Annotated in this window: 8 protein-coding genes; all 8 read right to left on the bottom strand. The window is 69.8% G+C overall.

Annotated elements, in window-relative coordinates; genetic code table 11:
• Positions 1-23: 23 nt before the first annotated feature.
• The 8 genes from VKZ50_14615 to glmU all read right to left on the bottom strand — a co-directional run bounded on the left by VKZ50_14615 (position 24) and on the right by glmU (position 13,332).
• Positions 24-4,400: a translocation/assembly module TamB domain-containing protein gene (locus tag VKZ50_14615; GenBank protein ID HLJ60954.1), complete on the bottom strand. Its 4,377-nt coding sequence runs from the start codon at positions 4,398-4,400 to the stop codon at positions 24-26.
• A gap of 56 nt (positions 4,401-4,456) precedes the next feature.
• Complete coding sequence (locus VKZ50_14610) at positions 4,457-6,232, bottom strand: hypothetical protein (GenBank protein HLJ60953.1); 1,776 nt, start codon at positions 6,230-6,232, stop codon at positions 4,457-4,459.
• Between the two features lie 31 nt (positions 6,233-6,263).
• Entirely contained in the window at positions 6,264-8,069 is a 1,806-nt protein-coding gene (locus VKZ50_14605; protein ID HLJ60952.1) for a hypothetical protein, read from the bottom strand.
• 149 nt (positions 8,070-8,218) lie between these two features.
• Entirely contained in the window at positions 8,219-8,551 is a 333-nt protein-coding gene (locus VKZ50_14600; protein HLJ60951.1) for a hypothetical protein, read from the bottom strand.
• 53 nt (positions 8,552-8,604) lie between these two features.
• Entirely contained in the window at positions 8,605-9,762 is a 1,158-nt protein-coding gene (wecB, locus tag VKZ50_14595) for a UDP-N-acetylglucosamine 2-epimerase (non-hydrolyzing) (protein HLJ60950.1), read from the bottom strand.
• Entirely contained in the window at positions 9,759-10,883 is a 1,125-nt protein-coding gene (locus VKZ50_14590) for an MraY family glycosyltransferase (protein ID HLJ60949.1), read from the bottom strand. Before VKZ50_14590 ends, wecB begins: the two co-directional genes overlap by 4 nt.
• A 7-nt stretch (positions 10,884-10,890) precedes the next feature.
• On the bottom strand, positions 10,891-11,871 hold the full coding sequence (locus tag VKZ50_14585; GenBank protein ID HLJ60948.1) for a ribose-phosphate pyrophosphokinase: 981 nt from the start codon (positions 11,869-11,871) through the stop codon (positions 10,891-10,893).
• A gap of 108 nt (positions 11,872-11,979) precedes the next feature.
• The gene (gene glmU / locus VKZ50_14580) at positions 11,980-13,332 is read right to left on the bottom strand and encodes a bifunctional UDP-N-acetylglucosamine diphosphorylase/glucosamine-1-phosphate N-acetyltransferase GlmU (GenBank protein ID HLJ60947.1); all 1,353 of its coding nucleotides are present in this window, start codon (positions 13,330-13,332) and stop codon (positions 11,980-11,982) included.
• Positions 13,333-13,430: the final 98 nt, after the last annotated feature.

The raw sequence follows: 13,430 nt of genomic DNA, 5'->3' as shown, positions 1-13,430 counted from the left end.
CGCGGGACGCCCGACCCGTGTCCCTAGAAGGGGAACCGCGCCAGCAGGAAGACCCCGCTGTCGCCCAGGCTGTTGACATTATACGTCAACGACACCGTGGGGCTCAGGTAGTACTGGATGCCCAGGACGGTGTACGGTTGCCCGGACGGGTTGAGCGGGGTCAAGCTGCCGATCGATGGCAGCGTCGTTGTCGTCGACGAACGCCCGATCACTTCGGCCAGCGAGAGATAGACGTTCCTGAAGAGATACTTGCCGATCTGCAGCGTCAACGGGTTTTGCGTGTCGTACGAAATCGTGAACGCGTCTAAGCGCAGCGCCTGCTGCAGCGTCTGCGTGATGGACCCCAACACCACCTGGCTCAACAGCGACGCCGGAGACCCCGACGCGCCGCTCGTGCCGGCGACGAGGGCCAAGATCTTGTCCTGGCTCATCGGCGGATCCGAGCTCCACGTGACCGTCGGCGACGGGAGCACGCCAAGAATGTCGAGGAAGACGCGCGTGTCTCCATACATCGCCTGTGCGTGGGCGGTGATCTGCGCGTTTAACCCGCTGGCTTCGGAGAACACCAACTGGCCCTCCGTCACCGTGTACGGCGTGCCGAGCAGCGAGATCGTCCCGGTGAGGGACCGGATCGCTCCGGACACCGCCGGATCGCTGATCGTCCCGCCGACGTGCAACCCTCCCGCGAGGTCAGCGCGCACAGGGCCCTGCGCGTAGGCGACGGCGTCGCCGAGATTCACCGAGACGTCCAGGGCGACGGGGATCCCGCGCGCGCTCGTCGGCGCGCCCCCACCGGCCAGCGCCACGTTGCCGTGCGACAGCGTCACCGTCCCTCCCAGCGTGGGACGCGATGCGGCACCGGTCAGGCTGAGCGTTCCGTCGATTCCGCCCGTATACAGACCGGGCATTGTGAACGTCACGCCCCGGGCCGCGAGGTTGAGCGCCACGACATCGGGTCGCAGGTTCTTGATCCCGATCGTTCCCTGCAACTGCATCGTGCCAGCCCCGACCGTCGCCGACAGATCGCGCACCAGGACCTCCGACTGGGAAAACGCGATGTCCGCGCTCACGTTCTCAAGCGGCGTCGTCACGGGCGCAAACCGGAACCGGCCGCCGTGCGATTGCACGGTGCCGCTCATCTCGGGGGCGGCCACGGTCCCGCCGATCGCAACCTGGCCGGCCACCGTCCCGCTGCCGTCCTGGATCTCGGGGGTGAGCAGGGTCAACAGACTGAGATCAGCGTCCTCGAGCGACACCTGCAGGTTCAGCGGACCATCGGGGGCGAGCGCGAACCCGCCGGGGATCACCGGCACCGTTCCCGCGACGAGCAGCTTATGCGTCCCCTTCTCGATCGTCCCGGTCTCAATCGTGATGGTGCCGTCCTTGTAGTATGCGAGCGAGGCGATCCGATCCGCGGTCGCGCCTGGAAGCCCCGCGTTCAACGCCTCCATCGAGAGACCAGCCGTCGGATTGTTGGTCGGGCCGCTCCACTGAATCGTGAAGTTCAGCGCCCCCGCGAGCGGCTGGTCGGTATGGAACAGCGGGCGGAGCACGTTCACATCCAGGTTCTGGCCGGAGACTTCGACCGCGCTCGTGCCGTGCAGTTCGACCCGGCCCTGCGCCGCGAGTTGGCCTTGGGCGGGGTGCAACGCGAGTTTCTGGATGTCCACCGTGCCGTGGGTAAGCGTCAGGTCGGCGTCCCCGGTGCCGATCGGCACGCCGCCAACCTCGCCGTCGTGCATCGACAGCACAAGGTGCGCCGCGGGGTCGTCGAGCGGACCCTGGAGGCCAACCGTACCGTCGATCGTCCCGCCGACTGAGACGAACGGCTTCACCGCCGCGGCGGCCACGACGGTCGCGATCTGCCCGTGTTCGACGCTGAACGTCAGATCCGCGGTGGGCCGGGCGCCGCCGCGGAGCCAGCCGGTCACCCCGTAGCGGGCGCCCCCCTGCGCAAGTTCGACCGGCGACACGGTCAGCGTCCCATGGCGATAGTCGACAACCCCCGACGCCTGAAACGTTTGCCCGTGGATTGACAGGTCGGGCGACGTGAGCGTGCCGGACAGGTCCGGATCGCGAAGCGTTCCCGTGACGGCCCCGGAGAGACTCACCGTGCCCCCGGGAACAAATCCGAGCGCCCCGATCGACCTGATGTCGGACAGACGCACCTGATCGGCGGCGAGGCGGAGATTGAGCGGCCCCGACAGGTCAACGCTGCCTGACACCTCAAGGCGTGAGCGGTTGATCCGGGCCGTCGCGGTCTCGATCTGGATCTGCCGCCCGTTCCCGGTGAACCGCGCGGTCATGCCGTCGACCGGCTGGCCGCCGACCGAACCGTCGAGCAGCGAGACGTCGCCCGAGACCACGGGGTGCGCAAAGGGCCCCGTCGCCGCCACGTGCCCCGACACGGTCCCGGTGACATCCGCGCCGGGCGCGAACGCCCGTGCCAGCGGCGCGACCGACACGCCTTGCGCGTCGATGGAAAGTGCTTCGGCCGCCATGGGCTGGAACGCGACACCGCCGCGGATCTGGTAGCTCGTGGGGCCGTTCACCAGCGCGAAGCCGGACGTGCGCACGTCTCTGGGGCCGATCGCAAGCGGCCCCGTGGCCAGGGCGAACGGCACGGGCCCAAGATGCCCGTCCCACGCCGTGACGTCGCCCGAGAGGACCGGCGCCCGGACGGTTCCGGAGAGGCGCCCGTCCACGTTCGCTTGCCCGGCCAGGGACAGCGTCGAATTGCCGGTCGTGCCGAGCCCGGCCCATCCGAGTGCGTCACCGAGCGGGACCCCGTACCCGGACAGCGCCAGGTCCAAGCCGCCCGCGGCAGAGATATCGCCGGACGCATACACGTCCGTAGCGCCTTTGCGTACTCCGAGGAAGTCCAGCGCCACGGCCCCGCCGTCATCCCAGAAGAGCGTTCGCAGGTCCTCGAACGCCAGCCTCCGGACCGATCCGGACGGCATCGTCATCGCGGCCATCACGCGTGTGCGCCCGTCCATCTGCATCCCCGCGATTTCCCCGGACACGCGGCCGCTCAGGTCGCCCAGCGCCGGCAGACCCAACCGCGGCAGCGCGGCGATGTCGAGATCGGAGGTGGTCGCCGCAAACGTGTACGACCCGTCGCCGGCGGAGACGCCCAGCACCCCGTCGCCGGCGACTTGGCCGCCGCCGATCCGAGCCGACAGCTGATGCAGCGCAAGCATTCCCGCCCCGTACTGGAACCGCATCCGGAGATCCGCGAACGCCTCTTGGTTCAGCCGGCCCGCCGCCGCCGTAATGTCGCCGTCGAGGTACGGCGCGCTCAACGGCCCACTGATCCACACGTTGCCGCTCGCCTGGCCGGCCAGCCCGAGATGGGCGCCTGGGAAGAACAGCGTCCGCATCAACCCCAGGTCGAGCCGCGGCGACACCACGAGGAGGTCGAGCTGCGTCCCGCCGGCGCTGGGATACCCCACATCGCCCCGAATCTGCACGGCCGAGCCGTTGGCCACGAGCGAGAGCCCGGGCGTCGCGAGGCGCCCGTTCCCCAGGATCAGATCGCCGGAGACGCTGCGCAGCATCACACGGCGCGGCACGTACTCCGCCGCCGCATCGTGCAACCGGACCGTCGCCGAATAGTCCAACGTAATCCCGTCGCCGGCGGGCGTCAGCAATAAATGCATCCGCCCATCGAAGCGGCCCCCGGCCCACTGCACCTGGCGCAGGTGCACGATGTAGGTGGCCCAGCGTCGCACGTCGACGTTCTTCGCCGTCACGTCCATGTCGTAGATGCCGTCGCTCGCGAGGTATTCCCCGCGAAACGCCGCCTGCTCGCCGTCGGCGCCACGGGCGGCTAGGTCGAACGCGATCTCGTGCCCGGCGCGAAACTCGATCGTCCCTGTGACCCCGGAAAATCGGGAGACGAACGGGGTCGCCGTGGACTCCCAGCCGTCGCTATATCCGACCAGCCCGTTCTGCACGATCACCCGACCCTGGAACGCGGGGCCAAGCGGCGTGGCCTGCTGACGGCCCAACAGAGAGGCGAGATTCCACGCACCAGACGCACTCCGCGACACGGTGAGGCGGGGGTTGACGACCTGCACCCCGACAACCGTCTGGATGAGATCCTGGGGGTGGCGTACCAGCGCGCTGAGGTCGAGCGCCACGTGAATGCGGTCCGCGGAGAAGATCACGCCGTGGCTGAAGCCGCCCGACTCGGCGATCACCAGGTCACGAAGGTCGATCCCTCGGAGGAGATCGCCGTCGACGCCCCCGAGCGCGACGGGTCGGTTGAGCGACTCCTCGAGGCGCGCCACCAGAGTCTGCCGGATCTGCCCGGCGAGCCACCCGCTCGACACGAGAAACGTCCAGGACGCGGTCCCCACCGCCGCCAGCAACGCGGCTCCGATGACGGCCCACACCCACCGCGGGGCCGCGCGCCTGTCTGCCGGCCGGGGCGATCCCGGCGTCTGACCGATCAGTGTGCGCCTCCGGTAATGAGGACTGGAATCTGGATGCGGCCGTTGAGGACCCACGGCGTGGTCGATGTGGCGGTCGGCCGGCCCGCGTCCGCGCCGGTCCCCGAGTCGGTCGGCGCCACGCGGCCGCCGATCAACTCGACGACGATGTCGGTGTTCTTCTCCTGTTGCTCGAAGGCGGTGATTGCATCCGGCAGGCTCTGCGCCGCCTCGGGCGCTGGGGTCGGGCTGTCCGGCGGGTGCGCGGCGGCGCCAAGCGGCGGGGCCAGACCGGGCCCGCCCGCTCGGACGATCAGCAGCGAGGGGCCGGGCACGAACGTGGCCGGAACGGCGAGGTCGACGTCCTTGGCGGTCACGTCCCCCCGGAACGGCCTGATGGTGACGTGCACGTGGATCGTGTCTCCCGGGGCCAGGGATCGTTGACCGACATCCGCCGCGGTGATCACCGCCGTGTCCTGATGGCTCGTCACGCGCACATCCATGTCCATGTCCGTGGGTACCACGTCGGCGAAGTCGTTGTCGAACACGAGCTGCATCGCGGCCGGCACTTCGGTCAGCGCCCGCGCGCCGATGTCGCTGCCGCTGTAGAATCGATTGACGCGCACGATCGCCTGGTCGATGCCTCGCCCGCGGAGCACCATTCGTACCTCCGCCGTCCCCGCACCGGATCTGTTAAGCGCCCGCTCGATCGCTCCCTGCGCCCCGAGCGTCACGAGCGTCGGCACCAGCGTCTTGTCGGGCACGATCTGGAATGTGAACTGGCGCACCGCCCCGGTGTCCGCGTCCGTCACCCGGACGCGCACGCCGAAAACGCGGGGGAGCATCCCGACCGTGCCGGCCACCGCCGCGGGCCGGTCCTCGGAAATGATTCCGACCACGGGGCCGGCGGCTCCCACCTTGATGTTCCGCGCGGTCCCCCGCACGACTTGCAGGATCGACGCGTTGGTCAACAGGTAGCGCGACGGCCCGGCGTTCGTGAACGAATGTCCGAACGCGAGGATCCGGTTGCCATCGCGGTACGTCACCGTGCCGACCGCGTACTGACCGATGTCGCCGCGCATCAGCGCGACGCCGATCGCGCTGCCCGGGTCCAGCGGGAGCGACGCAGGCAGGTCGGCCGACGATCCGCCGGCCATGGGGATCACGCCCATCGGCTCGAGGAACCGCGTCAACGCTTCTTGTTCGCGTGCGCCGAGCCCGAACACGAACAACGGCGTCGCGGCGGGAGCGGCGACGAGCGTGCCGTCACCGGAGCTCGGCACCTGCGCCGCCGACGCGGCAACGGTGATCCGGCGCACCATTCGACCGTCGACGTCGACCGGCGCGATCGCCACGGTCTTCGCCGGACCACCCACGGCGTGCGGGAGGTCGTGCATCATGTCTTCGATCGGGGTGAACAGTCCGACCATCGGATCGGACCCTTCCAGTGAATAGCTAAACGCGCCCGCGAGACGACCGCCGAGGTAGATCGGACTTCCGCTCATCCCCGCCGCAAGACCGCCCACGCTCGAAATGGCCGCGCCGGACGCACGGAACAACACGAGGTCGCCCGCGGGTCCTCCATTCCGTAATATACCCAGGATCCGCACCTGAAACTCCGAGATCCGGGTGCCGACCAGCACCGTCTTGCCGACCCCGACCATACCGATTCGGATCGCGGACTCAGGGAACAGGACCGTCCCCTGACTCGACGCCGCCGGGACCGGCGCAGCCGATGCGGCGAACGCCGCGGCCAGAACGAGCACGGCCCACCGGGCCAGGATCCCCCGCGTCACCCCGCTGCCCCGCACGTGCATCGCCCCGAGGCTACCTGACCGTCACCGGAATCTGGAACTTGCCGAGGACGATCCACGGCGTAGGCATGGTCGTACCGGCCGGCACGTCGAACCCGGGGTTCGCGTTGTTGCCCACGGCCGTTAGCACGCCCTCCGGCACGAGTTCGACCAACACTTCGGTGTTCTTCCCGACGTGCTGGAACTCGTCGATCGCTTCACCGAGCGACGCCGCGCCGGACGGGGTGCCCTCCTGCTGCACCAGCGCCTGAAACTCATCGGCGGGCGACGCGCCGTTCGCGTTGTTGAGGGTCCCCGCCGTTCCGACCAGCAGAAACGCCGGGCCGGACGGAAAGCTCTGCGGAACCACAAACTGGATGACCTGGCTCACCTGGTCCCCGTCGCCGTACGGGCGCAACGCGACGCCCACCCGCACCGTATCCCCGGGGTGCACCGTCGTCGTGTTCGGGCGCGCGGCGACCAGCAGCGCCGTGTTCGGACGTCTCGTGACGGTCACGCTGATCGACATATCGATGGGATCCACGCTGCTGAAGAAGTTGCCGAACAACAGCTGCGTGGCGGCCGGCACGTCCAGCACGGACGCCGTCGCGATGTCGCCGATGTCGTAGGCGAGATCCTCGCGGACGATCTCGCTGGGGAACTGCCGGGCGCGCAGCACGATCCGCACCTGAGCGGAGCCCCCCGCGACCCGGTCGAGGCCCCGCTGGACAAGGCTCAACACGGCCGTCGGCACGAGCCCCTCCGCGAGATCCGGCCGGCGGACGACCTGCGCGCCGAGCGTTTGCATGATGCCCGCGTCGGCGTCGCGGATTTGCACGCGCACGCCGAACGTACGGGGGAACTTGGCCACGGTCCCGGAGATCCCAACGCTCCGATCTTGGCTGACCGTCCCCACCAGCGAGCCGATGCTTCCTTCCTTAAAGGGCTGGTCGAGGGCGCGCACGACCGTGTCGATGTACGCCGTCGACAGCAGCATCGAAGCCGTTCCCGCGTTGAGGAACGGATGGCCAAACGCCAAGATCCGATCGCCTCGGCGGTACGTCACCGTCCCGATCGCGCCGACGTCGGCGTCCCCGCGCACGAGCTCTACGCCGAGCGAGCTGCCCGGCTGGAGCGGGGGCGCCACGAACGCCCGGGCGCTCGCGTACCGTTGGTGCGGCACCACGTTGTACCGGCGGAGTACGCGCGACAGGAGTCCGAACGCGTTGGGACTGAGTCCAGACGAGAACAGCGGAACGGCGGTCGGCACCACGGCGGCGATGCCCGGTAGGGGGCGAGCATTGTACGCCGCCGCGTCGGCCGCGGAGTCCATCACGAGGACGCGCGTCACCGGTCCGGCCGGTGTGGCCACGGGGTGGTCCGCAGTGTACACGCGAGGCGCCGACGTCGACGCCGGCGGGGATGCGTTCCCCAAGACCTTGAGCATTTGATCGATCGGCGTGGCGAGGCTGAGGTCGGCGTCGGGGCCGGGGAACTGATACCCGTAGCTCAAGGCGCCGATCATCCGGTCGCGGATGTAAATGGGACTGCCGCTCATCCCTGCGGCGCTGCCGCCGGCATCCTTTATAAGCGACCCGCCGGCGCGGAACAGGATGAGGTCGCCGGCCGCCGCGCCGCCGTGAAGGATGCCGAGGATCGTCACATCGAACCGCTGGATCGCGGTCCCGTGGATGACGGTCAGACCGTACCCGGTCATCCCCGGCCGCACGGCGCTGAGGGGCATCGTCGGCGGGGCCGCGGGACCCTGCGCCAACCCCTTGGGCGCTATCCCGCCGAGAACCGTCGCGGCGATGATGGCGATCGTCCACGCCTTCCGCACGTTGTCCCCCCTATCGTTGGCCGTCCCTCGCCGGCGAGGGCGCCGCACGAGGTCGGGATGTGGCGGCATGATGGGAACCCGCCTCAAAAACAGCAGGAGGGGCACCGCTGCCCCTCACAGACCGCCCGTGTTCGTTCCCGACCGGCGACTCAGTGCGTCGGTGTGATCGCCACGACCGCATCGCCGATGTTCACGAAGTCGCCCGTGCCGACCATCACCTGCGTGACCTGCCCATCGACGGGCGCTACCGCCGTCGGCACTGCGCCGCCCGTCGTCGTCGTGCTCGTCCTCGTCTGGACAAACACCAGCGGATCGCCGCGCTTCACCATCTCGCCCACGGTCGCGAGCCGCAGCGGCAGCACCTGACCGGACATCGCCGCCCGCACCACAATCACACTCTGCGCCACGCTCGCAGCGGGAAGCGCGACCGCAAGTGCAACGACGGTCAGTCCGACGAGCCCAACGTGCCGCAGGCGGCTCACACCGCACCACCTCACGAACATCAGTTCATTATAGGCATCGCGCCTTCTCACTGTCAAACGGCGAACTCCGCGGGAATGTTCACCTCGAACCCGAGTTGCCGCCGGAGCACCGCGACGATCCGCTCGGCCGCCCGGCCGTCCCCGTACGGGTTCCGCGCCTGCGCCATGCGGGCGTGCGCGGCGCGATCGGTGAGCAACTCCGCGGCGGCGTCGAGGATCGCGGCGGGATCGGTGCCGACCAGCTTGGCCGTGCCGGCGAGGATGCCCTCCGGCCGCTCCGTCGTGTCCCGGAGCACGAGCACGGGTCGCCCGAGCGCCGGCGCTTCTTCCTGAATCCCGCCGGAGTCCGTCAGGATGAGGGTCGCGGCCTGCATGGTACGGACGATCGACGCGTAGTCCAACGGCGGAAACAGATGGGCCCGCGGATGTGTGCCCAGGATGGCCCGGGCGGGATCGCCCACCACGGGGTTGAGGTGCACGGGAAACACCAACTCGAGGTCGACGAAGCGATCGAGCAGGTCGCGCACCGCGTGAAAGATGCGATGCTGGGGTTCCCCCCAATTCTCCCGGCGGTGAGTCGTCAGGAGCACCCACCGTCCCGGCCGCGCGAGCAGCTCCCGCACCCCGGGGTCCACCGCCAGGTCCGCCCGTCCAGCGACGTCGAGCAGCGTGTCGATCACAGTGTTGCCCGTCACCGTGATGCGCGCGCGGGCCACCCCCTCCCGCTCCAAGTTGGCCCGGGCCGTCGCCGTGGGCGCGAAGTGGAGATCCGCCAGGACCGAGGTCATCCGCCGGTACATCTCCTCGGGAAACGGCTGGTACTTGTCGTCGGTGCGCAGCCCGGCCTCGACGTGCGCCACGGCGATTTTCCGGTAGAATGCGGCGAGCGCGCCGACGTAGCTCGGCGCGGCGTCGCCCTGCACGACGACGATCGCCGGGGCGACCTGCTCGATGACCTGCTCGAGCCCGCGCAGCGTGCGGATCGTGATGTCCGCCAGCGACTGTGCCCCCGTCATCACGTTCAGATCATAGTCGGGGTCGATCGAGAACAACCGCAGGACCTGATCGAGCATCTCGCGATGCTGCGCGGTCACCACCACGACGGGTGCAAGCTCGTCGCGATGCGCTCGCAGCGCGCGGACCACCGGCGCCATCTTCAACGCATCCGGGCGGGTACCGAAGATCACCATGACGCGCCGGCGCTCCGTCACCGCGGCGCGCCTCCCGACCCGGCGGCCGCGCTCCCGCCCCGTCCCACGAGGAGCCCGGTGCGGCGCGCGCCGACCGCGAGAATGGCGAGCAGGACCCCAAGCACGGCGATGAGGTCGAACCGGTGGATCCCGCTCAGCACGAGCGCGCTGGCCCCAAGCACGCCCGTCACCAGGTAGAGCACCGCGACCGTCTGCCGCTGGCTCAACCCCCGCCGCAACAACTGGTGATGGAGATGGCCGGTATCGGCCTGGAAGATCGGCTGCCGGCTGCGCCAGCGGCGCATGATCGCTAGAGCCGTGTCCGCGACCGGGACACCCAGCGCGGCAAGCGGAACCAGCAGCGACAGCGCGGTGTAGCTCTTGTACGTCCCGAGCACCGACAGGCCGCCCAGGATGTAGCCGAGCAGCATCGAGCCCGTGTCGCCGAGAAAGACCCGCGCCGGGTTGAAGTTGTACGGCAGGAAGCCGAGCGCCGCCCCCATGAGCGCGGCTGCGACGACCGCGGTCCCCACGTCACCCCGCAGGTACGACGCGATGAGCAGCGTCGCCCCTGCGATGGTGGCGATCCCCGTCGCCAGCCCGTCCACACCGTCGATCAGGTTCATCACGTTGCACAGCGCGACGAGCCACGCGACCGTGACGACGGCGCCCAACGGGCCGACGAAGAACATGCCGCCGAGCGGGTTGCTGAGCACGTCCATGCCAACGCCGAACGGCAGGAGCACGGCGGCCGCCAGCAACTGCCCAGCCAGCTTCGTCAGCGGCGGGACGCCGTGCACGTCGTCGATCGCGCCGAGCAGCGTGATCAGCGTGGCGCCGAGCAGCAGCCCGATGATCGGACGGTCGATCGCCGGCGTGTACGGGATCGTGACCAGCACCTGCCGCGCGCCGATCGCCACGTGGATCGGATGCCCGACCGGCAGGCCGACGACGACCGCGGCCACGAACGCCACGTACACGGCCAGCCCCCCGAGGCGCGGGACGGGACGGAGGTGGATGTGACGGCCGCCCGGCTTCGCGACGACGCCGAACTGCGTGGCGAGCCACAGGACGAGGGGGGTCAACAGGTACGCGACGACGAGGCCGATCAGGCCGGCCACGACGAGCGGGGAGATCGTCATGCGGGACCTAGTCCCCTTCGGTCGCCGGCTGCATCACACGGGGGGTACTGAACAGCTCGCTGACGGACTGCTCGCCGTGGATACGCTGGATCGCCTCGCCGACGAGCCCGGCGACCGAGATGACCGTGAGCTTGGACGTCCGCTTCTCAGGCGGCACCGGGATGCTGTCGGTGACCACGAGCTGCTCGATCGGCGAGCGCTGGATCCGTGCGACCGCGGGCGGTGACAGGATGGCGTGGGTGCAACACGCGTAGACGCCGAGCGCCTGCCGTTTCATCAGCGCCTCGGCGGCGCTCGTCAGGGTGCCGCCGGTATCGATGATGTCGTCTACGAGGATCGCGGTTTTCCGGTAGACCTTGCCGATCACGTGGACGATCTCGGCGACCTGGTTGGGACGGTCACGACGCTTGTCGATGATCGCCAGCGGCGCGCGGATGTATTCCGCGAACTCGCGCGCGCGCTTGACGCCCCCGATGTCTGGAGAGACGACCACGACGTTCTCGAGGCCGAGGGACAGGAAGTGGTTTCCCAGGATCATCCGGGCGGGAAGGTGGTCGAGCGGGATATCGAAGAAGCCCCACAGCTGTCCCGTGTGCAGATCGAGCGTGAGGATCCGGTCCGCGCCGGCGGTCGTCAGCAGGTTGGCGACGAGCTTTGCAGTGATCGGTTCCCGCGGTTTGATCTTCCGGTCCTGGCGCGCGTATCCGAAGTAGGGAATGACGGCGGTGACGCGAGCGGCGCTCGCGCGACGGAGCGCGTCGATGATCACGAGCAGCTCCATCAGCGTCTCGTTGGCAGGCGGACAGGTGGGTTGGACCGCGAACACGTCGAGTCCGCGCACGCTCTCGTCGATCCGAACGCCGATCTCGCCGTCGGCGAACCGGAACACGTGCATCGCCCCGAGCGGGACGCGCAGGTAGTCGGCGATGCCCCGCGCGAGGCTGGGATTACTGGTCCCGCTGAACACCCGCACGCCCGACCCCGCCATTCCGCACTCCCTCCGCCGCCCGCCCCCCACGACGCCCCGCCGCGCGCTCGTCACCCGACGCATCGGGCCGGCCGCGGCCGTCGCCGCGCTCGCCGCCGACGGGCACGCCTATCGCCGGCCGTTGAGCCGCCGGATCACGCGCGCGGGCACGCCGACCGCCACGCCGCGTGCGGGGACATCCTTCGTCACGACCGAACCCGCGCCGGTCACGGCGCCCGCCCCGATCCGCACCGGCGCCACCAGCATCGAGTCGCTCCCGATGTAGGCGCCGTTGCCGATCGTGGTTCGGTGCTTCCGCCTGTCCAGGCCGTAGTTGCACGTGATCGTCCCGGCCCCGATGTTCACATCCGTCCCGATCCAAGCGTCGCCCAGGTAGCTCTTATGATGCACCTTCGTGCGATCGCCGATGCGCACCTGCTTCATCTCGGCGTAGTTCCCGATCTCGACGTTCCGGCCCACCACCGTGCCCGGCCGAAGGTGCGCGTACGGTCCGACGGCCGTTCGGTCGCCGAGGCGGCACTGCTCGAGCGATGAGTCCCGCACCCGCACGCCCCGCCCGACGACGGCATCGTGGAGACGAGCGCCCGGGCCGATCTCACAGGCGGGGCCGATCACGGTCCGCCCGGTCACGATCGTGAACGGATGCAGCACGGTGTCGCGACCGATCCGAACGCTGTCGTGGACAAACGTGGACGCGGGATCCACCACCGTCACCCCGTCGAGCATCAGCCGCCGCAGGATCCGTCGGCGCAGCACCGCATCGGCGTCCGCAAGATCGTCGCGCGTGTTGATGCCGACCATCTCGTCGGGGTCCTCGACGGTTACCGTGGTGACGTCCCGCCCAGCGGCCGCGAGCACGTTCACCGCGTCGGTGAGATAGTACTCCCCCTGACGGTTGTCCGGCCGCACACGCCTGAGCGCCCAGCGCATCTCGGCCACCCGCACGCAGTACATCCCGGCGTTGACCTCGAGAATCGCCGCCTCCTCGGGGGTCGCGTCCTTCTCCTCGACGATGCGCGCAAACCGGCCGGCTGGATCCCGCACGATCCGTCCAAACCGCCGCGTCTGCTCCACGACCCGCGTCGCCAGCGAGGCCGCGCCGGTGCGCCCGACCGCCCGCCGCAGGGCGCGCAACGTGTCCACCGACACGAACGGCATGTCGCCGTAGATCACGTAGGCCAGTCCTGTGCGCGTCCTGGGGAGCGCGCGGGCCACCGCGTCACCGGTCCCGCGCGGGGGGTCCTGCACGACGTAGTCCGCGCCGCCCCCGATCGCCTCCCGGATCGCACCACTCTCGCGGTTTACGACCACGAGGATCCGGCCGGCGCCGGCGCGTCGTGCGGCCTGCAACACGTACGCCAGCATGGGGCGGCCGCACAAGGGGTGCAGAACCTTGGGCAGGGCGGATTTCATCCGCGTGCCATAGCCCGCGGCCAGAATGACGGCGGCCGGTTGTTCCACTGGGTTGCCTCCGAAACGCTGCGCGTACCGGGGTGCTCCACGTGATTCGCGGCGGAGCGGCACCGCCCCTGCGACGCGGACGCGCGCTCCGCGTCGGC

It is taken from the genome of bacterium, from assembly GCA_035295165.1.
GTDB lineage: Bacteria > Sysuimicrobiota > Sysuimicrobiia > Sysuimicrobiales > Segetimicrobiaceae > JAJPIA01.
This window is presented reverse-complemented; position numbering and strand designations above follow the sequence as displayed.

Excerpts from the sequence above, each read along its gene's own strand:
- VKZ50_14590 (HLJ60949.1), bottom strand. The coding sequence starts at position 10,883 with ATGACGATCTCCCCGCTCGTCGTGGCCGGCCTGATCGGCCTCGTCGTC.
- VKZ50_14585 (HLJ60948.1), bottom strand. The coding sequence starts at position 11,871 with ATGGCGGGGTCGGGCGTGCGGGTGTTCAGCGGGACCAGTAATCCCAGC.